Below are 22964 nucleotides of genomic sequence, written 5' to 3' on the forward strand. Positions count from 1 at the left end.
ATAGTATGAAAAAGTACATTGTATATCTAATATTATGCTCTGTAAGCTGTTTTATATTCTCATGTACGTCAGTGTATGAGAATGGAGACACTTCATGCATACCGGAAGGAATGGAGAGGCTTACTTTTAAAGTCATAGTACCTTCTTCTAAAGTTGTGGGTTCTAATACACGCAGCACTGCTTTAGAAAAAGAAAATGAGATAAAAGACTTGTTTGTAAAAATAAGAAATTATGATAGTGACCATTACAGAAATTTCTATTCTACGCAGAATGGAGCAATATATCTTGATTCCTATGCTTATGAGGATAGTATATATAAGGCAAGTATTGAAGTGCCTATTGGTACATTTAGAGATGGAGATAATATTTATGTGTGGGCAAATCAAGAATATCCGATTGATGTCACTCCAGAGGAGGAATTGACAACTCCGTTATATATGTCCGGGATAGGGACAATAAGAGATAGGTGGGGCGGTGGTCGTGAGTTTGAGGCTGATGTACATTTACTTCGTGGAGTCGCTAAGTTACGAACCGTGGTTCGTACTACAAAACGCTCCGTTCTAGGGTCATGGAATATTAATATAAATCAGGTAGAGACTCAAATACTTCATATGCCTTTGTGTATTCGTCCATTTGCACCTTTTGAGACTCACCGTAATCCTGCTGCAAATGATTGGTGGAATGACGTATATCACAGATATATAGATTGTACTTTAAAAAATGTTGATTGGTGGTTTCGCTGGGAAAATTCTCATTTATTATCATCCGTTGAGTTACCGATAGATGACGGGGTAAATGTTGATAAAGTAGCGGAGACGTCTTATGACCGCTATATTTATGAGAACTGGTTAGAGAATGAATCAGACTATGATGAAAATACGAATGTTACAGCTTTGAAAGTCAGGATTCCTTTGTGGAATAATGAAACTGGAGAAAATCGTATTATTGAACGTGTAATTCCTATTAAAACAAATGATAGTTATCGAATATTGAGGAATCATATTTATACAGTGGACGTGAGGGTGCTAAGTGTGGATGATGTAGAAATTGATATGGATTTGTTGGACTGGAGAGAAGAGATAAATATTAATGGCGATGTCCCGGGTGAAGGCTTTACGGTAAGTAAGGGGGAAGTAGCCTTATTGCCGAATATAACTGATCCGACTTCTGTTTTTACAGTTTCAACTTCAGGCAGGCCTGACAAAACTATAAGTATTTCTATTGTAAAGGCTGACAAACAGACTGAAATAACACAAGATAAAGAAGGGGTGGTATTATGGGATTATACTAATGGAAGCCTGCAAAGAACAAATAATGATAATCATATTTCTATAAGTAGTAGTGTTGTGTCAGCTGACGAACTTGGAATAAAACTAGCTATTACAACGAAGGATAAATCAGGTTTCGAAGGTGGCTTTTTCAAGGTCTCATGTGGAAATTCTGTACGCTATTTACCTATTGTGGAGCCTGCTCCTACCGTAGCATTAGATATCAATGAAAGTTATGCCAACTGTTATATTGCAGAAAAAGTAGGAACTTATTCGTTCAATGGGGCTATTATGGGAAATGGGGCAGAAGGAATTATTCATGATCCTTCTCATGAGAATCCCGATTATTCTTTTGAAAAAGCTGATGGAACACGAATGGTTAAAGCGGAAGGAGCAGGAATCGCTCCTAAATCGGCAAAGTTGCTTTGGCAAGATGCAGAAGGATTAATTACACAAGTTGCCTTCAATAATGATAGGGTTGAATTCATAACTTCGGGTAGTCAGGGATTTGGAAATGCTGTAATTGCCGTGTATGATAATGTAGATCCTAATGCAAATGATGCAAAGGTGCTTTGGAGTTGGCATATTTGGTGTGCTCCTCGTCCTTCAGATAGATATATTCATTCAGAGTCCGGAGGTACGATTTACACGTTTATGGATCGGAATATAGGGGCTGTTTCGGATGCTGTAGGTGATAATTCTTATGGTCTGTATTACCAATGGGGACGTAAAGACCCGTTTGAGAAGCCAGGTAAACCTCTCTTTGACGTTTTGGGGATGAAGGTTTCTGCTTTGCATGAATTAAAACGAGTTTCATTAAGTGAAGGTATTCTAAATCCCATGTCTTTCTTTAGTAAAGGGACTGATATAAGAACTGCCTGGTCATTTTTCAGTCCGTATAGATGGGAAGGTAGAGATATAACAGCAGGTAAATCTATATACGATCCCTGCCCCTATGGATATAGGGTGCCTATTAATATTGTTTTTTATAATTTGAGAAAGGACTATTATTTAACTGAAAATTGCCGTATGGAAGATACGGGAGTTTATTTTTCAGTAATACAGCCTGGTAGAGAATTGTTTTTCCCAATGACGGGTGTAATTGATTTCGATTATAGTTTTGTATATGATAATGGGCTACAATATTGGACTGCTTCTCCAATGACAACAACAAGTATGACTTTTGGGTGGTATAATGGAAAGTGGATTGATTTTTACGATAATGACATGGGAACAGCACGTGGATTACCAATACGTTGTGTGCGGGAAGATTGATTATTGGGAATGATAAATACGTATAAGATATGGAAAAATGTATATATATAGTTTTGTTCTTATTAGGCAGTTTGGTATTAGGAAGTTGCGAAGATGATTGTTCTGCTGTTGCGGAAGGAGATAATCAAAAAAATGTAATACAACTGTCTATTGTGGGCATGCAGGATGTCCAGGTGCGTGGGATAGCTTCTGAATGGCAGAATGAAATCTCATTTTACACTTTATTTGTATATAGGGGTGATAATTTAAAGAGTACTCCTGTATATTATCAAGATGGAAATTCCAGGGCAATATTGGGAAATTCAACAGCTTCCCCATTATTGAAATTTACAGATGATTTTACTCCGCAAACGAATGATCGTGTTTACGTATTACTAAATGCTAGTGTCGGTAATTCTTCTATTTCGGAAGAAGATTTGCAGAAAGCTAAAGTCAGTCCTATTCAGGGCTTGTCTGACTCCGGTAATTTTTATATGTGCTTTAGTGGCTCATTGGTATGGAAGGAGAATGCATCCAATCTTTGTGTTATGGATCGTCGAATGGCTGCCGTTAGAGTAAATTTGTCTTCTGGTATAAATAAGACAATAAACAAGATTGTCTGCTATAATGAACCTCGTTATATATCTTTGTTTAATGGTGATGATATATATACGGAAGTTGGGGAACTGTCTTATGCTTATACTTTATCTTCGTTAGGTATAAGTTCGGCAGAAACGTTAATATCAGAATACAGATGCTCTGATCATACTGCCATGTCAGGAGGTAAAACACTTCAGGAAACTGTTTTTAGTCCTCAACGGATGGGAGTGATAATTATTGTAGAAGATAATGTTACCAATAAAGAAGAATATTATCGGCTCGATTTTTATGATAAAGTTGCTGGTAAGTACATAGATGTCAAACATGGATGCCGATATACTTTCAATATTTCTAGCGTGCGTTCTGATGGTTATTCTTATGTAGAGGATGCGGTAAATATGCCGGGTAGTAATTTGGAATATACAGTTTCTGTAGATAATTCATGGACAGGAGTATATGAATATAACGGGCAGTATCAAATGAATTTTAGTAGGGGAGCAGTTGAACTTTTATCTGAAATTTCAGATCCGGTCTCATTGGTAAATGTCGATTTATATAACAATGATTCAGATGAGGCACTTTTGGATAAATTGATCTTTCGTAGTATAAGGGTTGTTCAACCAGACAAAGAAACGACTATGCCTACATCTAATTTGCAGTTATGGCGTTATGATGAGAAAATAGAGAATGTAATTAAAGTAGATAATAATTATGCATATAACGACAATCGTTCGCAACGTATTGATTGGCTTAGTGGAGATATTTATTCGTGGAAGTTTTATTGTACAACAGGGAAGGGATTTGATGGTGGCTATTTAGAAGTGAAAATGGGAAATATGACTAGATATATTCCAATATCAGAGATAGGGACTTCGAATGTATTGGACGAGGAAGGGACTTCCAATTGTTATATTGTATCTCCCTATGCAGGAAAATACTCGTTTGACGCTACTGTTATGGGAGTCGGTGCGAGAGGTATTATTGATGTGGGAACTTTTAGGGATGCCGATGATAATCTGTTGACACAGGCAGGTGGTGCGGAGATTCATCCTAAATCTGCAAAACTAATTTGGCAGGATATGGAAGGGTTGATAACGCAGGTTGCATTTAATTCGACAACAAACCGAGTTGAATTTGTAAAAGGAACAGGAAGTGGCAATGCCTTGATTGCTGTATATGATGATAACGATCCTAATGCAGAAAATGCGAAATGTCTTTGGAGTTGGCATATTTGGTGTACAGAACAACCGGAAGAACAAAAATATGTGATACCTACGAATGACCAGACTTATAGTGGAAAGCAGTATTATGTACTCGATCGTAATTTGGGAGCTACATCTGTCCAAACTAATTCGATTAAATCGGTTGGCTTACATTATCAATGGGGACGTAAAGATCCTATGATTGGCAAAGTGTCATTAACAGAGGGAAAGGATGCTCTGGTTTATAATGTACGTGATAAACAAATAGAGTTGGAAAATGTGGTGATGAATCCGAATGTTTCAGGGCTTCAGTATGCTATTCAGAATCCGGAGAAGTTTATAGAATGTATACTACACGGTAGTATGGAGGATCGTTACAATGATACATGGATACCTTATTCAGAAGAACTTTATAACTTGTGGGGAGTCCCTGTCCAGGATTATAAAGTTGAGGCTGTAAAAACAATTTATGATCCCTGCCCGCTGGGGTATATGGTTCCGCAAACAGACTTTGCCGCTTCTTTTTATAAATCCGGTGTAGGTTCTGAATTAGATAATTTGTATTACGATTCTTCCATGTCTTATGAAAATAATATGGGATATTGTTTTTATTATGATGCTGAACGTCGTAAAAAGGCTTATTATCCTGCTACAAGTGCAAAAGTCGCAAAAAACACCTTTTATTTTCTTACTGATGGGTATTATTGGACTTCCCGTCCACAAAAATGGGCTACTCCCAGTAACGATGGTTCAATGGCGTGGGCTGAATGTCTTATGTTTACATCGTCAGAAATTGAACTTTCTGCATATACGGGTTCTTGGGATGCAGCCCAATCAGTGCGATGTGTGCGTGAATGACGTTGTCGTGTAAATTATAAATTATGAAAATATGAACAAATCAGAACTAATCAAAGAAGTAGCCCTTAAAGGTCAGTTGAGCTTTAACGAAGCTACGAATGCAGTAGATGCAATCATGGAAACCATTGCGGAAACAATGCATAAAGGAGAGAGTGTCACTTTAGTCGGTTTCGGCAGTTTTGTCGTTCAGGAACGGAAAGCACGCAACGGGCATAATTCTGCCACAGGCGGCTCAATGCTGATTCCGGCCAAACGACAAGTGAAATTCCGCCCCGGAAGTAAAATGAGATTAGAGTAAAGAAACAGGTTAAACTAAATGTTGAACATAAAAATTGAAACATGAAAAAGAAAATTATTACAGTTGCATTGGTATTATCATCAGTCTGTGCCATGGCACAGCAAAAGGAAAATCGTGACACGGACGGAAATATTCTCCGTGGCCCGTATGAAACGAATAGTTTCTGGAGTAACTGGTATATCGGTGTAGGCGGTGGAATCAATATCTATGAAGGCGAATTTGATAACAAGACATCGGTGGGCAACCGTATCGCTCCTGCACTGGATGTGTCGTTGGGCAAGTGGATTACTCCTTCTTACGGAGTCCGTCTGCAATATTCGGGTCTGAAAGCCAAGGGGCTGACGGACGCAAGCGGAATGTATGCCAAAGGGGCGCATCGCGGTTATTACAAGGAAGAGTTTAATGTATCCAATCTCCATGCGGACTTTATGTGGAACTGGTCGAACGGTTTCCTCGGATTCAATGAGAAACGTGTGTGGAATGTGATTCCGTTTGTAGGTTTCGGTTGGGCACGTTCGTGGGGAAACAGTACGCATGACAATGAAATTGCCGCCAACATCGGTATCTTGAATACGTTCCGCCTGGGCAAGCGTCTGGACCTGACTCTGGAAGGACGGCAAATGCTAGTGAAAGAGTGTTTTGACGGAACTGTAAGTGGCAGCAAAGGTGAAGGTATGAGTTCGGTGACACTGGGTCTAAGCGTGAAGTTGGGCAAGACCCGTTTCAATCGTGTCGAGAAAGTGGCTCCTGCAGATTATTCATCTTATAATGAACGTATCAACGCGCTTCGCGCCAAAAATCATGATTTGAGCACCGAAGCACAGCGCCTTGCCGCCGAACTGGAAGCTGCCAGAAGTCGGAAACCGGAAGTGGTGAATGAATCGAAAGTGACTGCTTCGCCGGTAGCCCTGTTCTTCAATATCGGCAAAGCTACCCTGGACAAGAAGGAACTTACCAATCTTGAGTTTTATGTGAACAACGCCATCAAGGCGGATAAGAACAAGACTTTCACGCTGATTGGTTCGGCAGACAGCGCTACGGGCAGCAAGGAACTGAACCAGCGTTTGAGTGAACAACGTATGGAATATGTGTACAATTTATTAGTCGAAAAGTATAAAATTTCCCCTGAACGTCTCGTGAAGAAAGCGGAGGGCGATACGAACAACCGTTTTAGTGAACCTGAATTGAACCGTGCCGTAATCGTCGAATAATAGTTTTATTTCATTTCAAGGTATTTCAGGCAACATTGCGGGGCTGTCTCGTTTTCTTCTACGTCGGGACTGAAAGTGCTTTGTCGTTACAAGGTGGGCTTGTCGACCGGTAGTTGGATGGTTCTTTGCAATGTTGCTTTTTTTAAAATGAAGAGAAGGATATGATAATATATAATAGTCTGTTGGCGAAAACTTTCCTGAACAGGAAGAAAAGGCATTATTTTATGATTTTCGGTTGTTGTTTCACCCGGTTTAAATATTTGGAAGGGTGGGAGGAGATGGAACTTCAGATTCATGCGCGACAGTATACGGAATGTTTCTTCTTGGCATTATTGCCTGCATTGGTGCTATCCGTCTGGCTTTCGTGGTGGTGGATGTTGCTTGCGTTCATGAGTTATCATCTGCTTTACTGGCTGGAGAGGTGGTTCGGACACCATTCTTCATTTGACTGGGAAGCGTTGGAGCATTGTAGCGATGCGCTTTATTTGAGAAAGCGGAAATCTCGTGCCTGGATGAAATGGTATGGGAAGAAGTCGTTGCCGCCTTCGGAATGGGAGGATGATTAGAGAGAACTGAATGATTGGAGAGAATTGAAAATCTTATAGTTGAATATCTTGTAATTGAATAGAAAAAAGTAGATTATGAAAACGAAATTTATAGCTGAAATGGTGGGCACTATGGTGCTTGTCTTAATGGGATGCGGCGCTGCTGTATTGAATGGCGGCGCGACATCGGTAGCCGCGGTGTTGACGATTGCTTTCGCGTTCGGTTTGTCGGTGGTGGCAATGGCGTACACAATCGGTCCTGTTTCGGGCTGTCATATCAATCCGGCCATCACCATCGGCGTTTGGCTGAATGGCGGACTGTCGGTAATGGAAGCCGGTGTGTATATCGTAGCGCAAGTGACGGGCGGAATACTTGGCTCTGCATTGCTGTGGTTGATTACCGGTACAATGGGGATAGAAGGTACGGGAGCCAACGGTTTTGAAGAACCGTATCTGCTGGCTGCATTTGTGGCCGAGGCGGTGTTTACGTTCATCTTCGTGCTGACTGTATTGGGCACTACCGACCGGGATAATAGCAGTCCTCATTTTGCCGGACTGGCTATCGGATTGACTTTGGTACTGGTGCATATTGTATGTATTCCCGTTACGGGGACATCAGTTAATCCTGCCCGTAGCATTGGTCCGGCATTGTTTGCCGGAGTGGAGGCTATTAGCCAGCTTTGGTTGTTTATTGTGGCTCCGATTGTCGGTGCGGTGGTAGCAGTGCCTGTCTGGAAAACAATAAAAGGAAATTAATTGTTTCATTTCATGTTTTTGTGAGAATAGAAAAAGATGTAGGTTTTCCCCATATAGTATAATAAATGAGTTTAATGGCCTATATCCTTTATGTCGCTGTGAAGCGCCTCATTTCCCCAAGAGAATCCGTGCCCCTGCTATTTTTTCTTTTTATAATAGTAGCATAGGAAAAATGGAATCATGGGTTCTCCTCTGCCTGTGAAGGTAGACTATTGTTTGTTTTGTTTGTGTGGTGCACCTTTTTCCCGGTGGGGGAGAAGGTGCACTCTTTTTGTATGATATTTATTCGTTTGAATATATTTGTTTATTTATTATTCTCCCCGGCTATCGGTTTTGTCGCTTTTTCTTTGCTTTTCGTTGTTTTCTTGTCGTTTATTTAGTTCCTCTATGTCAGTTGTATATGTCTGAAATGCTTTTTAGTACTTTTCTGATGAGGTTATTTGGTGTCGTTTCATCTCCGTGGAAGATGCTGCATCTTTGCATCGTTAACGTTAGCGAAGTGATAATTAAAACAGTATTTATTAAAAAAGAAAAGTAGTATGGCTATTAGATTTAGAAGGGTGTCTCGCCTGTGTGACCCTACAAATAAAGAAGCAGGAAAGAAAGTGTATCCGGTGATTTCTTATCAGTATGATACGAGTGCAACGTTGGATGAGTTTGCAAAGGAGATTGCGTCTGCTTCCGGTGTCAGCGAGGGTGAAACGATTAGTGTATTGAAAGATTTCCGTACGTTATTGAGAAAGACATTGCTGGGTGGCCGTTCGGTGAATATCGCCGGTCTGGGATATTTTTACCTTTCTGCCCAAAGCAAAGGGACGGAGAAGGCGGAAGATTTTACGATCGCTAATATTTCAGGGCTTCGTATCTGTTTTCGTGCTAACTCGGACATTCGTCTGTTTACCGGGACGACTACCCGTTCGGATGGATTGAAGTTCAAGGATTTGGATCATATTAATGATTTGGGTAGTGTTGGTGACGGTTCGGATGATGGGGGTGAAACTCCGGATCCGGATGGTGGTTCGGGTGGTAATGGTGAAGCACCGGATCCGGCTGCTTGATTCAGTATGCTCGGCATGGTTATTAGCTACCGGATGCAAGTCCCCAATGAGCCCTAATAGCGGGAATCATACAGCCAATAGCAATGGTGTCCCTCGCGAGTTGGAATCTGAAAGAAGCTGGCGGCAAATATCTGGTCTGACGAACAGAAACTTCATATAAGGCATATGACCGTGGGTAAGGTTGCTGAACAAACCAAAGCCCTATAGCTATTCGGAAACGGTTGGTGTAAATGGAGCAGACATAAGATAGAAAGTTAATACCCTTATCCGAGGAGGTCTCACGGACATACAGAATAGTTGTCTTTACGAAATGTATGGAGTAACGCTTGCCGTGAGAAGTCAGCAGAGGTCATAGTAGTGGGATTGTCGATATTCCCATGAAGGACCGAACCTAATAATTAAACGATAGTAATTGAAAGTTACCAAATGAAAGAAAGAATGCAGAAAACATCAGCCCAAGCTCATGACTTCCCTCAAAGAGCTAGGATGGAATCCGAATGGTATGAGGGAGTGCAGACTTTCATGTGGATGACCGAAGACAACATCGTGGAAGTACCATTTGACAAAGAACACCTATTGGAAATCATCCTTAGTCCATCGAACCTGAACAAAGCCTATAAGGCGGTAGTCAGGAACAATGGAAGTGGCGGTATCGACAAGATGTCATGCGAACAATTATTGCCATGGCTAAAGGCCAATAAGGATGAACTGATAATCTCTTTGCAGTCCGGGACTTATCGTCCCAACCCTGTACGCAGGGTAGAAATACCAAAGGACAATGGCAAAAAGCGCCTCTTAGGAATCCCCACAGTGGTAGACCGATTGGTGCAACAAGCCATAAACCAAGTGTTGACGCCGATATACGAGCGTCAGTTTTCCAAGACAAGTTACGGGTTCCGTCCCAAAAGGGGTTGCCATGATGCTCTCCGTAAGGCGCAAAAGATAGTGAGTGAAGGTTATATATATGTAGTCGACCTCGACCTTGAACGCTTTTTCGATACGGTAAGTCATAGCAAGCTGATAGAAATACTCAGCCGTACCATAAAGGATGGAAGGGTAATAAGTCTGATACACAAATATCTTCGTAGCGGTGTAATAAACCGAGGAATGTTCGAGAGGAGTACAGAAGGAACTCCCCAAGGAGGTCCTCTAAGTCCTCTGTTAAGTAATATCATGCTCAATGAATTGGACAAGGAACTGGAAAGACGTGGACACCCCTTTGTCCGTTACGCAGACGATGCGATGATATTTTGCAAATCCAAACGTGCCGCCAAACGTGTAAGGGAATCGATAACTCTGTTCATAGAAGGGAAACTCTTCCTTAAAGTGAACCATGAAAAGACGGTCGTATCTTATGTGAAAGGAGTAAAGTTCTTAGGGTACTCCTTTTATGTGAAGAAAGGGGACTGTATTCTACTTGTACACTCAAAATCCAAAAACAAGATGAAATCAAAACTCAAAGAATTGACAAGTCGGAGTAATGGATGGGGATATGAGAAAAGGAAACAGAAACTCAAAGATTACATAAGAGGATGGATTGCCTACTTCTGCCTTGCACAAATGAAAAGGCTTTGTATTGAAACCGACGAATGGCTAAGACGACGTATTCGCATGTGTATCTGGAAATCATGGAAGAATGCCAAAACCCGAGTAGCAAACTTAAAGAAATGCGGTGTCTCTGAGTGGCAGGCATATCAATGGGGAAACACTCGTCTAGGTTATTGGCGTGTCTCGAACAGCCCAATAGTAACCTTTGTAATGTCCAATGATAAATTGCGTAAGGCAGGCTATATGGAGTTCATGGACTGCTATCTCAAATGGTGCCCAAAATAGGAACCGCCGTATGCCGAACGGCACGTACGGTGGTGTGAGAGGTCGGAAAACGAAAAAGTAGGAAGAATACCAATTCGTTTTCCTCCTACTCGATTGAGCCGTTGAGAACTGTCTGGTTTGTATGGAATGGGGCTTCGGCCTCATTCTTTCTTTATAACTACGTAAAAATATAAATATGCAAATAACTACAATCCTTGCTTTTATTACTGCTATGGGTGGTTTGGAAGCAGTGAAATGGTTAGTGAGGTATCTCACTTGTCGTAAGACGGATGCACGGAAAGAGGAAGCGTCCGTGAACAGTATGGAAGAAGAAAATCGCCGTAAAAAGGTGGACTGGCTGGAAGAACGGCTGACTCAACGTGACGAGAAGATAGACGGGCTTTATATTGAACTTCGCAAGGAGCAGGAAGAGAAGATTGACTGGATACATAAATGTCATGAAGTGGAGTTGATACAGAAGGAGTCGGAAGTGAAGAAGTGTGAGATTAGAGGGTGTGTGAAGCGTATGCCACCTTCGGATTATTAACTGGTGCGTTTGAACTAATAATGAATAATCATGAGAAATATAGATTCTATCATAGTACATTGTTCGGCTACGAAAGCCGGACAGGATTTTACTGCCACAGATATTGACCGTTGGCACCGGGAACGTGGGTTCAACGGTATCGGGTATCACTATGTGATCCGTTTGGATGGGAAATTGGAAAAGGGGCGGGATGTCGCTTTGGCCGGTGCTCATTGTAAGGGTTGGAATGAGCGAAGTGTCGGGATATGTTATATCGGCGGATTGGATGAGAACGGGCGTCCGGCAGATACCCGGACGAATGCTCAAAAACGGGTACTTTATCAGATTATTATCGATTTGCAGCGGGAATATAATATTCTCCAAGTGTTGGGACATCGGGATACTTCACCGGATTTGAATGGTGACGGAGTGATTGAACCTTATGAATATGTGAAGGCTTGTCCCTGTTTTGATGTGAAGGAGTTTTTGAGGAGTGGGAGGGAGTTACTGTTTGTGTTGTTGGTGGCTTTGGTTGTGCCTGTATTGCTGTCGGGATGTAGGAGTAAGAAAGAGGTGATAAACAGGGAGAGTGAAGTTAGGGTTGATTCAAGTTTAAATAGTAGTTCCGGGAAAAGTCTTGTTAAAAATAAGGTTGCTTCAGAAAAGGATTCGGAGGTGGTGGAGGAGCATATCGAGCAGGTGTTGTTTGTATTTCCTGTGGATACGCTTAGATTGAAGGCTGGGATGGTGGTGAAGACTGTGGTGGATAGGAAAAATGTTAATGAGAAACAACTGCTTCAAGAAGTAGATTTACAGTCTGTGAGCTTGTCGGATATGAGTGCTAAGAAGGAGATTTCTAAAACGGGAGTTGAGAAAACTACTAATAGGACAACCGGAGGTTGGTATTGGTACGGAATTATTTTGCTGGTTCTGGTTATTGTGTGTTGGATTTGCAAAGTGAAGAGGAAGTGAGATGGTGCTAGTCTGGTACAGAGCTAGTTTTGATGAAAAATGGAGTCATGGTAGTGATGTCTGTGAAACTGTGTACTTTTTTGTGGAGTTTGTATGTGTATTCCCATGGAAATGCGTATCTTTGAATAATCAAAATAGAGAAAAAATCATGGACGGGATATTACGTAAACTTCCTATTGGAATACAGACTTTTGCAGAGATTCGTGAAGAAAATTATCTCTATGTAGATAAGACTGCTTTTGTGTGGCGAATAGCTAACACAGGTAAACCTTATTTTTTGAGCCGCCCTCGCCGTTTCGGCAAGAGTCTTCTTCTTTCTACTTTTGAAGCTTATTTCGAAGGTAAGAAAGAATTATTTGAAGGGTTGGCCATAGCTGATATGGAAAAGGAATGGAAGACATATCCGCTATTTCATTTGGATTTAAACGCGGAAAAATATGATTCTCCCCAGGCTTTAGTCGAAATTCTTAGCAGGCAGTTGACGCAATGGGAACTGAAATATGGCAAAGGGGAGGATGAGGAAACTCTCTCCGGACGTTTTGCGGGTGTAATTCGCCGAGCCTGTGAACAGTCTGGTCGTGGAGTCGTAGTCTTGGTGGATGAATATGATAAACCTTTGTTGCAGGCATTGGGTGATGACGCTTTGCTTGATGACTATCGTAAGACATTGAAGGCCTTCTATGGTGTACTGAAAAGTTCTGACCGTTATCTTCGTTTTGTTTTCCTTACCGGTGTGACTAAGTTTGCGCAAGTCAGTGTGTTCAGTGATTTGAATCAACTGAATGATATCAGTATGAAGCCGCAGTATGCCACGATTTGTGGTATTACACGACAAGAATTGGAGGATACTTTTACTCCTGAACTGAATCGATTGGCAGAAACAAATGAACTGACTTGTGAAGAAACATTAAATAAGATGACGGCTTTATATGACGGTTATCATTTTTGTGAGTTTGCGGAAGGAGTATTCAATCCATTCAGTGTGCTTAACGTTTTTGACGGGTATAAGTTTAGTAATTATTGGTTCCAAACCGGTACTCCTACTTTTTTAGTCGAACTGCTTAAAAAGAGTGAGTATGATTTGCGTACGTTGATTGATGGGGTAGAAGCCAATGCTTCTTCGTTTATGGAATATAGGGTAGATGCTAATAATCCGATTCCGTTGATTTATCAGAGTGGCTATTTGACTATAAAGGGGTATGACAAGCGTTTTGGAAACTACCTGCTGAAATTTCCCAATGATGAAGTACGATATGGATTTATGGATTTTTTGGTTCCTTATTACACATCAGTGGTAGATGATGAACGGGGCTTTTATCTTGGTAAATTTGTACGTGAATTGGAGAGTGGTGATGTTGATGCTTTTCTTACCCGCTTGCAGGCTTTCTTCGCAGATTTCCCTTATGAACTGAATGAAAAGACCGAACGACATTATCAGGTTGTATTTTATTTAGTTTTCAAACTGATGGGGCAATTTACCGGAGCAGAGGTTCGTAGTGCCCGCGGACGGGCGGATGCAGTGGTGAAAACTCCGAAGTATATTTATGTATTTGAATTTAAACTGAATGGTACTGCCGAACAGGCTTTGCAGCAGATTGATGAAAAAGGCTATCTGATACCTTATCAGGTAGACGGGCGTGAGTTGGTTAAAGTTGGAGTGGAGTTCAGTGCAGAAAAAAGGAATATAGACCGGTGGTTGTATTAGCTCGATAACCATGTTGTTAAAGGAGTTACGGAGCCGTTTGAGATTGTTCAAGCGGCTCTTGTTTTGCGGGTAGTTCTTCTTATCGTTTGTTTTAAATCCAAATCATAATCTCTATTTCTTTATCAGTTGTGATCTTTTCCTTTTTTCTGATTTCCGCTTTGAGAGGAAGTAAATAAGTATCAAGTTTGGTGTCAAACCAGATTGCGGTTTCCCATTGGGTATTGCCGATTTTGGCCGTCATCTTCAACCGTCCCCAGCCTTCCTCTAAGAATCCGAGATTCTCTCTTATTTCTTTGGACATCTCTTTCGGCAGGCAGGCTATGTGCCAACCGCCCGTTCCAACAGTCGATGAGTAGTTCCATACTTTTGCGGTAAACTCGTATTTCATTCCTTTATTTTTCATTGTACAAAAATAGGTAATAATAGGAGATTGGTTGTTCTTTTTCTCTCAATTAATTTTCGATGTTATATTCTATTACAGGAATCGACAACCGGGTGAAGAAACAGAATAAGTCAAAGTTAGCTTGTGCATAGCCCTTGTGGCTGCCACATAAAGCATACTTTTATCAATATTGGAATGATAGTTCTTATCATCTGTTTGCGGAATGATTACTTCGTCAAATTCCAGTCCTTTCGCCATATGGGCGGAAGTGATGATAATCCCTTTCACATAAGCAGAACTTTGATTTGATAAAAGTGAGATGTCGTTTGCATATATCTGGAACTTTTGAACAAGTTCTTTTGCTTGGGATTCTGTTTTGCAGATGATCCCTAATGAGGTATAATGGGAGTTCCTGAAGGAGTTTACTAAATCCGCAATACCTTGGATTTCCTCTTCTGTATTTTTGAATGGAAGAATCTTGGGGTGTTCCCCATGTCTTATAATCGGTTCTAATTCATTGTTCGGTTGAATTTTTTGTGCAAAACTGGTGATCTCAAAAGTAGAACGATAGCTTTTGCAAAGTTTCATTATTTCTCCTGTTGCAAATGCTTTCTGAATCATATTGGCAGTGGAAGAACCATAAGGATTGACGGATTGGGAAGTGTCTCCAAGAATTGTTTTTCGACACGGATAAAGTTTTTGAATCACTTTGTATTGTATGGGAGAATAGTCTTGCATTTCGTCTATCAGAAGGTGTTTGACGTAAGATTGGGCATTGTTCCCATTTAAAGCGATATGCAGATAAGCCAAAGGAGCTAAATCCGCATATTCCAGTATGCGGTTTTTTCGTGTTTTGAACATCTCCGGTCTTCCGATCCATTCAAAAAAGTTTTTATAGATTTGGAGATCGTTATTGCCCGCGAACATCTTTTTTATCTCTTTCTTTAGTTGGTTTTTCTCCGGAGTACTAACTGTGAGATTATATTGTAGTTGCATCATTTCCAGAATGTAACCTGTCATAGTCTCAAATCGTTGACGTATGGGATAGCGGTGGAATCGTTTGAACTGTTCGTTAATAAATTCGGCAGGAATGGTGATGTATTTGGTGAGTTTTACGTCTGTTGCTTTGAAATAGTTGTTTTCCATGTAAAGGATGAATTTGTCAAGTAGTGATATAAACTCGAAGGAGGCTTTGTATTGAATCCGTTCGATAAAGTCGGGTGTCGGGTTTTCTAATAGTTCCGTCACTTGGTCGAAGAAATTCTGGTGTTTATATTTGTTGTCAATTACGTCCGACAGAATTTGCTCCATGCTGGTTTCGGGAACGGTCTCTTCGCCAAGTTCCGGAAGTACATTAGAAATGTAATCGGCAAATACTTTATTGGGGGAGATGATTAATATGTCTTTGGAAGAAATCTGTCCTTTCTGTGCATAAAGCAGGTAGGCAATACGATGGAGCGCGATAGAGGTTTTTCCTGAACCGGCAACACCTTGTATAATAAGTACAGAAGCGTTTTCATTGCGGATGATCTGATTCTGTTCCCTCTGAATTGTCGTGACGATATTTTTCATTTTATTGTCGGCATTGGAACATAGTTCTTTTTGCAGAATATCGTCATGAACAGTTACGGAACTTTCAATCATATACTCCATTTTTCCTTTGCGAATACGATATTGGCGTTTGAGTGAGATCGCTCCGTTAATTTTGCCTGCCGGAGAGGAGTAGAACGCCTCGCCTAATTCATGATCGTAGAACATGCTTGAAATAGGAGCTCGCCAATCGTAAATCAGATTCTTTTTTTGATTGAGGTCATAGAAAGTATGTATTCCTATATAGATCGGACTAACTTGGCTTTTGTCTTTCTTTTCCTGAAAGTCGATTCGTCCGAAATAGGGGATATCCAGTATTTTGCTTAGTCGCCTGCGTTTGTCAATTACATTTTCACCTAATACAAAATGATTTAATATGCTTTCGCGCATGGAACGGATTTCGTGGGGATCGATATCTTTGTTCGACCATAGATAATCCTTGTACTCCTGCAGGGTGTCTATATGCTCTTTGACGGAAGTACTGGTAGTGTTAATCGTATCATGGATAGTGGTTATGACTTGCTGTAAATACTCTTTTTCCTGTTTCTCTGTTTGATTGAATATCATAATCTCTTTTTAGTTGTATGGTGAAGAATTGAATTTGCGGACAAAGTTAGCTCAACCCATTAAGGGATTAAATAGTTATTTATAGCTATATATGTATCCTTTTTCCTATTTTTGCATACTTACTTAATAAGGAAAAAGATGAATATTCTTGAATTGGCAAAACGTAACCAGCAGAAAGCTTGGGAGATTATAGAGGATACCCGTATTGTTCGGATATGGGAGGGGATTGGTGCCAAAGTGAATCTGGTAGGTTCGTTGCGTACAGGATTATTGATGAAACATCGGGATATTGATTTTCACATTTACACTTCTCCTTTGGATTTGTCTGCCAGCTTTCGGGCGATGGCTGAATTGGCGGAAAATACGTCCGTAAAGAGGATTGAATATACGAATTTATTACATACAGCAGAAGCGTGTATAGAGTGGCATGCATGGTATCAGGATATGGAAGGAGAACTCTGGCAAATGGATATGATTCATATCCAAGAAGGCTCTCGTTATGATGGCTATTTTGAAAGGGTGGCCGAACGCATTTCTGCGGTATTGACAGATGAAATGAGACTGGCTATCCTGAAATTGAAATACGAAACGCCTGATACGGAAAAAATTATGGGAGTGGAGTATTATCAAGCTGTGATTCAGGATGGTGTACGTAGTTATCCGGAATTTGAGGAATGGAGAAGATTGCACCCGGTGGTGGGTGTGGTGGAATGGATGCCTTAGACAGACTGGTAGCTTCAGGAAAAGGTGTATGGGTTAATTAACTTAGTAGTCCGGTTTCCTGTCCCAAGCGAATGGCTTCGATGGAATTTTGCACACCTAATTTGCGTAACAGGTTCTGCCGGTGAATATTGACAGTGTGAATACTGATACATAGCTTGTCTGCAATCTCTTTACTTAACAACCCTTTTTGAATAAGCCGTAATATCTCTATTTCCCGATTAGTGAGGTTGAGCGAAGAAGGCATTAGCAAAGAGGAAGGAGAGAAGAATTCCCCGTTCTTCAGATTTAGGACAGTGCAGTCTACTGTTTCGGAATGTTTTTGGTCGGGTGAAATATCCATATTGCCTATTACGAGCCATGCTTTGCCGTTACGGTCTTGTTCCAAAACTTGATGTCGGCTAGTGACACGTATATATTGCTGCTTGGCATTGAGTATACGGAAACTGTAAATGTTGGAATAGTCGTTTCGCTGTTCGAGAGGCAGACTGTAAATGAACTGGCTTAACGTGACCTGTAATGCTGCCAGTTGCGCACGGTCGTCCGGATGAATACGTGATTCTAAATAATCTCCCTGCTTTTCCAAAGTTTCTATCTTGTGACTGTCATACCCCAGTAAATCAACGAAATTCGAGGATGCATACGTGTAATTGCATTTGTAGACATCGACAACAAATGTGCAGTTGTGACAGATTTTTGAAAGTTGGTGAAGTATGGATTTATCCCGTTCCCACACAGCGTAATCAATATCGGTAGCAGACAAGCATTGCTTGGCCCACATTTCTTCTCGGGTGATATCGTTTGATTTATTCATGACGAATGTTTCTGGGTACTGATAGTTTGTTTTGAGAAATCATTTATTTACCAATCAATTTCTTCTATTCCCTTACTATGCAAGAAAGCATTGGCTTTGCTGAAGTGCTTGCAACCGAAGAAACCATATTCGGCAGAGCGGGGAGAGGGATGAACAGTGGTTAGTACCAGATGTTTGTTGCTATCTATCAAAGATAATTTCTCTTTCGCATAACTTCCCCAAAGCATAAATATCAAATTCTCCCGTTTTTCACTTAGTTTCCTGATAACTGCGTCTGTGAAGATTTTCCAGCCCATATTTCGGTGAGAACCGGTTTCGTGCGCACGTACAGTAAGAACAGAGTTTAGCGGGAATACACCTTGAGCTACCCAACGATCCAAATTACCGGAAGTTGGAATTGGCTTTCCCAAATCTTGGTGTATTTCTTTGAAGATGTTGCTTAGTGAACCAGGGATAGCTACTCCATCAGGTACAGAAAAACAGACTCCATAATATTGTCCGGGATTGGGATAAGGGTCCTGTCCAAGGATAACTACTTTTACTTTTTCGAAGGGACAGGAATTGAATATATGAAAAATCTGATGTCCAAGAGGGAGGACGTGTGCCCGTTTATATTCATCTTTGACGAATGTAACCAACTTTTCGAAGTATGGTTTGTCAAATTCTTCTTGTAATTGTTGTTTCCAACTTGGTTCTATTCTGACATCCATAAAGTGGGACTTGATAATTTATGTAATGGCAAAAGTAGATATATTACAAGAGAATATCAAGAATGAGAGGCAAAATTGTGTATCTCGCCGATTTAGGATGAATTGTGTGCTAATAAATGATAATTATCGTCTTTCTTCCGAAAAAGAACGGGTATAAATGTATTATTCTGATTTATTGTGTTACCTTTGTACCAAGAGTTTGAGTTACGAATCATTATCGTATAGTTCTTCTTTATAATATTTTATTAGCAAGCAGTCCTTGTCTTTAATTATCCTCCTCACTCCAAATTAGTATTTATTTTAATAAAATTTTAAATGAACATTTACATTTCAGGTTTAAGCTATGGCACTAATGATGCTGACTTAACAAATTTATTTGCAGAGTTTGGAGAAGTTTCTTCAGCTAAAGTAATTTTTGACAGAGAAACTGGTAGATCCAGAGGATTTGCTTTCGTAGAAATGCCGAATGATACAGAAGGACAAAAAGCAATTGACGAACTGAATGGAGTTGAATACGACCAGAAAGTTATTTCAGTAAGCGTGGCACGTCCTCGTACTGAAAGACCGTCTAACGGTGGTGGCCGTGGTGGTTATAATAACTCTAGAAGATATTAATATCCGAATAAAAGCAGAAGATATTATCTTCTGCTTTTATTTAATAAGTTATTTCCGTTTCATGATTCAACGGAGGAATCTTCTGATTGACACAGGGGAAGACAAAAAATCATATTACATTTAAGTTCTGCTAATTCTGGCTCTTTTTCTGTGCAATATCAGGAATATCTACTCCTGCACTTTCCATTCTGAAAATAGATTTATTAGACTTTTTTGTAATACACAATACTCTTGAAAAAGTCAGGAGTAAAGGTTTAATAAATTACACCCAACAAGGCAAATAGTCAATGACAGGGCCAATCTTGAGCGCTTGAATAAAGTGTGCTCACACTGTTTATCTTGTTCAATTGCTCTAAAGCAAAATAAAATATATGAAATCATTCTTTATAGGAAATATTGAGATAAAAACACCTGTAATACAAGGTGGAATGGGAGTAGGTATCTCGCTCTCGGGTTTGGCTTCGGCAGTAGCAAACGAAGGAGGAGTAGGCGTTATATCATGCGCAGGTTTAGGTTTGTTATACCCCAAAGGGAAAGGTACTTATCCTGAAAAATGTATTAACGGGCTGAAAGAGGAAATCCGGAAAGCACGTGCGAAAACAAAAGGTATTATTGGCGTAAACGTCATGGTTGCTTTATCGAATTATGCGGATATGGTGCGCACCGCAATCGAGGAAAAGATTGATGTGGTATTTTCCGGTGCCGGGCTTCCACTCGACCTGCCTTCATATCTGACTCCGGAGAGTACAACCAAGCTAGTGCCTATTGTATCTTCTTCACGAGCAGCCAAAATCATCTGCGATAAATGGCAGAAGAACTATAATTATCTGCCCGATGCAATCGTGGTGGAGGGGCCTAAAGCCGGTGGGCATTTAGGATTCAAAAAAGAACAATTACAGGATCAGCATTATGCTTTGGAAACTTTGATTCCGGAAGTGGTAATGATTGCATCCAGTTATAAAGAACAGAAACAGATTCCGGTGATTGCCGCCGGCGGCATTTCGACGGGGGAAGATATTGCACATTTTATGGAACTGGGAGCTGCAGGGGTACAAATGGGAAGTATATTTGTTACCACCCAGGAATGTGACGCGTCCGAGACGTTCAAGGAAGTATATATTCACTCCAAGTCCGAAGATGTTCTTATTATTGAAAGTCCTGTGGGAATGCCAGGACGAGCTATTGACGGGGAATTTATTCACAATGTGAATAGTGGACTGGAGAGGCCTAAGAGTTGCTCATTCCATTGTATCAAAACATGTGATTATACAAAAAGCCCTTATTGCATTATTAAGGCTTTATATAATGCAGCCAAAGGAAATATGAAAAAAGGCTATGCTTTTGCCGGTAGCAATGCTTTTCTCGCTGAAAAAATCAGTAGTGTAAAAGAAGTAATGAGTACACTAGAGCGCGAGTTTTTCTTGGCAACCCATAAACTGGCTTAACCTACGGGATTTTCATTCCCATGATGGAGTTTGTCAGTCCCTTTACAATATAAATTAATAGCTGTTTTGATACAGCAAAAATAACAATTATGACATTTAAAGAATTAAATATAACCGAACCGATTTTAAAAGCTATTGAAGAAAAAGGATATGCAGTGCCCACTCCCATTCAGGGAGAGGCAATTCCGGCTGCATTAGCAAAAAGAGATATATTAGGCTGTGCGCAAACGGGAACAGGTAAAACTGCTTCGTTTGCTATTCCCATTATACAACATTTGCAAATGAATAAAGAGGCAGCCAAGTGCCGGGGGATTAAAGCGTTGATTTTGACGCCCACCCGTGAGCTTGCCTTGCAAATAAGTGAATGCATTAATGATTATGCCAAATATACCCAAGTGCGGCATGGGGTTATTTTTGGCGGAGTAAATCAACGTCCTCAAGTTGACATGTTACACAAAGGAATTGATATCCTGGTTGCTACACCGGGACGTTTGCTTGACTTGATGAATCAGGGGCATATCCATCTGGATAAGATACAATATTTTGTACTTGATGAAGCAGACCGCATGCTTGATATGGGATTTATTCATGATATCAAGCGGATATTACCGAAACTTCCGAAAGAAAAACAGACTTTATTCTTCTCCGCTACAATGCCTGATACAATTATTTCTTTAACGAATTCTTTGTTGAAGAATCCTGTACGAATCAGCATAACTCCGAAATCATCGACTGTGGATGCTATTGAACAGATGGTTTATTTCGTAGAGAAAAAGGAAAAGAGTCTTTTACTGGTTTCGATTTTGCAAAAATCAGAAGATCAGTCGGTGTTGGTATTTTCACGTACGAAGCATAATGCTGATAAGATCGTAAAGATACTGGGCAAGGCGGGAATTGGTAGCCAGGCGATTCATGGAAATAAAAGTCAGGCAGCGCGGCAGTTGGCTTTGGGCAATTTCAAGTCGGGCAAAACACGTGTGATGGTGGCTACTGATATTGCAGCCAGAGGTATCGATATTAACGAACTTCCTTTAGTTATCAACTATGATCTTCCTGATGTGCCGGAAACGTATGTGCATCGTATCGGACGTACCGGAAGAGCCGGGAATACAGGGACAGCACTGACATTCTGCTCGCAGGAAGAGCGTAAACTCGTTAATGATATTCAGAAACTGACGGGTAAGAAGCTGAATAAAGCCAGTTATACTATTTGAAATCAACAAATAACAATCTCTTTAAAATTAATATAAAACTAAATATAAATTCTATGGCAAAATCCATGACAGTTGGTAAACGTGAAAATGAAAAGAAAAGACTCGCTAAACGAGAAGAAAAACTGAAAAAGAAAGAAAGCAAGAAATTATCGGGCAGCTCAAATAGCTTTGAGGATATGATTGCCTATGTAGATGAGAACGGAATGATAACTTCGACTCCTCCGACAGAGGATATAAAGAAGGAAGAAATTAATCCGGATGAAATAATTATAGCAACTCCTAAAAAGGAAGAAGAGGAGCCGACGATCTTGAGAGGACGGGTTGAGTTTTTTAATGAGTCAAGAGGATTTGGCTTTATTAAAGACCTTTCAGGTGTTGAGAAATACTTTTTTCATGTAAACAATGTCATTGGCAATATTGCAGAAAATAATATCGTAACATTTGACCTTGAGCGTGGAGTGAAAGGCATGAATGCGATCAATATCTCTTTGGAAAACAAATCTACATCGGAAGATTTAGCTCAATCTAAACCTGTATAGGGAAGTGTATATTCTGCTTGTGTGTAAAATAAAAAACAAAATAATTAGAGATATGAAAAAAGGTAATATAATGCGTGATGTTATTTCATCCAGTCAGTTTACTGAAAATGTTATTAAAGAGTATAAAAAGGGTTTGGGAGATATGGTATTGGTAGCAATAACTCCGCGGACTACCATTGAACTTCCTGCGCATTTGACTCAAGCAGAAATAGATGCTCGTGTGGAGATTTATAAAAAACTGCATAGTTCTAAAGTATAGGCGGTTGCAAATTGCAATACGAGGAATAAAAAATCCCTTGAACT

21 protein-coding genes are annotated in these 22964 nt (G+C 40.3%); 17 read left to right on the top strand and 4 right to left on the bottom strand.

Annotated features, from left to right (window positions below; translation table 11 throughout):
• The first annotated feature begins 5 nt into the window (after window positions 1–5).
• From HMPREF9010_RS09045 to HMPREF9010_RS09000, 11 genes are all read left to right on the top strand, one after another.
• Complete coding sequence (locus tag HMPREF9010_RS09045; protein ID WP_008649860.1) at window positions 6–2543, top strand: hypothetical protein; 2538 nt, start codon at window positions 6–8, stop codon at window positions 2541–2543.
• Between the two features lie 29 nt (window positions 2544–2572).
• Window positions 2573–5182 (top strand): hypothetical protein, encoded by a 2610-nt coding sequence (locus tag HMPREF9010_RS25020; protein WP_008649867.1) that lies wholly within the window; start codon window positions 2573–2575, stop codon window positions 5180–5182.
• A gap of 16 nt (window positions 5183–5198) precedes the next feature.
• A complete protein-coding gene (locus HMPREF9010_RS09040) occupies window positions 5199–5480 on the top strand; it encodes an HU family DNA-binding protein (protein ID WP_287645906.1) in 282 nt (93 codons plus the stop codon).
• Window positions 5481–5521: 41 nt separating this feature from the next.
• On the top strand, window positions 5522–6691 hold the full coding sequence (locus HMPREF9010_RS09035; RefSeq protein WP_008649871.1) for an OmpA family protein: 1170 nt from the start codon (window positions 5522–5524) through the stop codon (window positions 6689–6691).
• A gap of 161 nt (window positions 6692–6852) precedes the next feature.
• Window positions 6853–7257, top strand: coding sequence for a hypothetical protein (locus HMPREF9010_RS09030; protein WP_008649874.1), 405 nt, complete (start codon window positions 6853–6855; stop codon window positions 7255–7257).
• Between the two features lie 75 nt (window positions 7258–7332).
• Complete coding sequence (locus HMPREF9010_RS09025) at window positions 7333–7992, top strand: MIP family channel protein (RefSeq protein WP_004327178.1); 660 nt, start codon at window positions 7333–7335, stop codon at window positions 7990–7992.
• Between the two features lie 539 nt (window positions 7993–8531).
• Complete coding sequence (locus tag HMPREF9010_RS09020) at window positions 8532–9050, top strand: HU family DNA-binding protein (protein WP_004296149.1); 519 nt, start codon at window positions 8532–8534, stop codon at window positions 9048–9050.
• A 426-nt stretch (window positions 9051–9476) separates the two neighbouring features.
• A complete protein-coding gene (gene ltrA, locus HMPREF9010_RS09015) occupies window positions 9477–10883 on the top strand; it encodes a group II intron reverse transcriptase/maturase (RefSeq protein WP_008649881.1) in 1407 nt (468 codons plus the stop codon).
• A 175-nt stretch (window positions 10884–11058) separates the two neighbouring features.
• Window positions 11059–11409 (top strand): hypothetical protein, encoded by a 351-nt coding sequence (locus HMPREF9010_RS09010; protein ID WP_008649883.1) that lies wholly within the window; start codon window positions 11059–11061, stop codon window positions 11407–11409.
• A gap of 30 nt (window positions 11410–11439) precedes the next feature.
• On the top strand, window positions 11440–12360 hold the full coding sequence (locus HMPREF9010_RS09005) for an N-acetylmuramoyl-L-alanine amidase (RefSeq protein ID WP_008649885.1): 921 nt from the start codon (window positions 11440–11442) through the stop codon (window positions 12358–12360).
• Between the two features lie 148 nt (window positions 12361–12508).
• Window positions 12509–14065 (top strand): ATP-binding protein, encoded by a 1557-nt coding sequence (locus HMPREF9010_RS09000; RefSeq protein ID WP_032852791.1) that lies wholly within the window; start codon window positions 12509–12511, stop codon window positions 14063–14065.
• Between the two features lie 91 nt (window positions 14066–14156).
• Here HMPREF9010_RS09000 and HMPREF9010_RS08995 read toward each other — a convergent pair whose 3' ends face one another.
• Together HMPREF9010_RS08995 and HMPREF9010_RS08990 are read right to left on the bottom strand one after the other, a co-directional pair.
• Window positions 14157–14453 (bottom strand): DUF1905 domain-containing protein, encoded by a 297-nt coding sequence (locus HMPREF9010_RS08995; RefSeq protein WP_008026284.1) that lies wholly within the window; start codon window positions 14451–14453, stop codon window positions 14157–14159.
• Window positions 14454–14540: 87 nt separating this feature from the next.
• Entirely contained in the window at window positions 14541–16604 is a 2064-nt protein-coding gene (locus tag HMPREF9010_RS08990) for a HelD family protein (RefSeq protein ID WP_008649890.1), read from the bottom strand.
• A 138-nt stretch (window positions 16605–16742) separates the two neighbouring features.
• On the opposite strand from HMPREF9010_RS08990, the gene HMPREF9010_RS08985 reads away from it, so the two are divergent.
• The gene (locus tag HMPREF9010_RS08985) at window positions 16743–17327 is read left to right on the top strand and encodes a hypothetical protein (RefSeq protein WP_008649892.1); all 585 of its coding nucleotides are present in this window, start codon (window positions 16743–16745) and stop codon (window positions 17325–17327) included.
• A 37-nt stretch (window positions 17328–17364) separates the two neighbouring features.
• Here the strand turns inward: HMPREF9010_RS08985 and HMPREF9010_RS08980 are convergent, their stop codons facing one another.
• Together HMPREF9010_RS08980 and ung are read right to left on the bottom strand one after the other, a co-directional pair.
• A complete protein-coding gene (locus HMPREF9010_RS08980; RefSeq protein ID WP_008649894.1) occupies window positions 17365–18138 on the bottom strand; it encodes a LuxR C-terminal-related transcriptional regulator in 774 nt (257 codons plus the stop codon).
• Between the two features lie 47 nt (window positions 18139–18185).
• Window positions 18186–18848 carry a uracil-DNA glycosylase gene (gene ung, locus HMPREF9010_RS08975; protein ID WP_008649895.1) on the bottom strand — a complete coding sequence of 221 codons (663 nt, stop codon included), beginning with the start codon at window positions 18846–18848 and terminating at the stop codon, window positions 18186–18188.
• Between the two features lie 315 nt (window positions 18849–19163).
• On the opposite strand from ung, the gene HMPREF9010_RS08970 reads away from it, so the two are divergent.
• From HMPREF9010_RS08970 to HMPREF9010_RS08950, 5 genes are all read left to right on the top strand, one after another.
• Window positions 19164–19463, top strand: a complete 300-nt coding sequence (locus tag HMPREF9010_RS08970; protein WP_004296140.1) for an RNA recognition motif domain-containing protein — start codon at window positions 19164–19166, stop codon at window positions 19461–19463.
• 371 nt (window positions 19464–19834) lie between these two features.
• Window positions 19835–20908, top strand: a complete 1074-nt coding sequence (locus HMPREF9010_RS08965; RefSeq protein WP_008649897.1) for an NAD(P)H-dependent flavin oxidoreductase — start codon at window positions 19835–19837, stop codon at window positions 20906–20908.
• An 89-nt stretch (window positions 20909–20997) separates the two neighbouring features.
• Window positions 20998–22122 (top strand): DEAD/DEAH box helicase, encoded by a 1125-nt coding sequence (locus HMPREF9010_RS08960; RefSeq protein ID WP_004296138.1) that lies wholly within the window; start codon window positions 20998–21000, stop codon window positions 22120–22122.
• A 53-nt stretch (window positions 22123–22175) separates the two neighbouring features.
• A complete protein-coding gene (locus tag HMPREF9010_RS08955) occupies window positions 22176–22661 on the top strand; it encodes a cold shock domain-containing protein (RefSeq protein ID WP_004307024.1) in 486 nt (161 codons plus the stop codon).
• Window positions 22662–22713: 52 nt separating this feature from the next.
• Window positions 22714–22920, top strand: a complete 207-nt coding sequence (locus tag HMPREF9010_RS08950) for a hypothetical protein (RefSeq protein WP_004307025.1) — start codon at window positions 22714–22716, stop codon at window positions 22918–22920.
• Window positions 22921–22964 lie beyond the last annotated feature (44 nt).

Source organism: Bacteroides sp. 3_1_23 (genome assembly GCF_000162555.1).
GTDB lineage: Bacteria > Bacteroidota > Bacteroidia > Bacteroidales > Bacteroidaceae > Bacteroides > Bacteroides ovatus.

Bases quoted from the DNA above. Each gene is read 5' to 3' on its own strand.
- HMPREF9010_RS08960 (WP_004296138.1), top strand. From the start codon at position 20,998: ATGACATTTAAAGAATTAAATATAACCGAACCGATTTTAAAAGCTATT.
- HMPREF9010_RS09030 (WP_008649874.1), top strand. From the start codon at position 6,853: ATGATAATATATAATAGTCTGTTGGCGAAAACTTTCCTGAACAGGAAG.
- HMPREF9010_RS08950 (WP_004307025.1), top strand. From the start codon at position 22,714: ATGAAAAAAGGTAATATAATGCGTGATGTTATTTCATCCAGTCAGTTT.
- HMPREF9010_RS25020 (WP_008649867.1), top strand. From the start codon at position 2,573: ATGGAAAAATGTATATATATAGTTTTGTTCTTATTAGGCAGTTTGGTA.
- HMPREF9010_RS08995 (WP_008026284.1), bottom strand. From the start codon at position 14,453: ATGAAATACGAGTTTACCGCAAAAGTATGGAACTACTCATCGACTGTT.
- ung (WP_008649895.1), bottom strand. From the start codon at position 18,848: ATGGATGTCAGAATAGAACCAAGTTGGAAACAACAATTACAAGAAGAA.
- HMPREF9010_RS08980 (WP_008649894.1), bottom strand. From the start codon at position 18,138: ATGAATAAATCAAACGATATCACCCGAGAAGAAATGTGGGCCAAGCAA.
- HMPREF9010_RS09035 (WP_008649871.1), top strand. From the start codon at position 5,522: ATGAAAAAGAAAATTATTACAGTTGCATTGGTATTATCATCAGTCTGT.
- HMPREF9010_RS08970 (WP_004296140.1), top strand. From the start codon at position 19,164: ATGAACATTTACATTTCAGGTTTAAGCTATGGCACTAATGATGCTGAC.
- HMPREF9010_RS08985 (WP_008649892.1), top strand. From the start codon at position 16,743: ATGAATATTCTTGAATTGGCAAAACGTAACCAGCAGAAAGCTTGGGAG.
- HMPREF9010_RS08965 (WP_008649897.1), top strand. From the start codon at position 19,835: ATGAAATCATTCTTTATAGGAAATATTGAGATAAAAACACCTGTAATA.
- HMPREF9010_RS09025 (WP_004327178.1), top strand. From the start codon at position 7,333: ATGAAAACGAAATTTATAGCTGAAATGGTGGGCACTATGGTGCTTGTC.
- HMPREF9010_RS08955 (WP_004307024.1), top strand. From the start codon at position 22,176: ATGGCAAAATCCATGACAGTTGGTAAACGTGAAAATGAAAAGAAAAGA.
- ltrA (WP_008649881.1), top strand. From the start codon at position 9,477: ATGAAAGAAAGAATGCAGAAAACATCAGCCCAAGCTCATGACTTCCCT.
- HMPREF9010_RS09010 (WP_008649883.1), top strand. From the start codon at position 11,059: ATGCAAATAACTACAATCCTTGCTTTTATTACTGCTATGGGTGGTTTG.
- HMPREF9010_RS09045 (WP_008649860.1), top strand. From the start codon at position 6: ATGAAAAAGTACATTGTATATCTAATATTATGCTCTGTAAGCTGTTTT.
- HMPREF9010_RS08990 (WP_008649890.1), bottom strand. From the start codon at position 16,604: ATGATATTCAATCAAACAGAGAAACAGGAAAAAGAGTATTTACAGCAA.
- HMPREF9010_RS09005 (WP_008649885.1), top strand. From the start codon at position 11,440: ATGAGAAATATAGATTCTATCATAGTACATTGTTCGGCTACGAAAGCC.
- HMPREF9010_RS09000 (WP_032852791.1), top strand. From the start codon at position 12,509: ATGGACGGGATATTACGTAAACTTCCTATTGGAATACAGACTTTTGCA.
- HMPREF9010_RS09020 (WP_004296149.1), top strand. From the start codon at position 8,532: ATGGCTATTAGATTTAGAAGGGTGTCTCGCCTGTGTGACCCTACAAAT.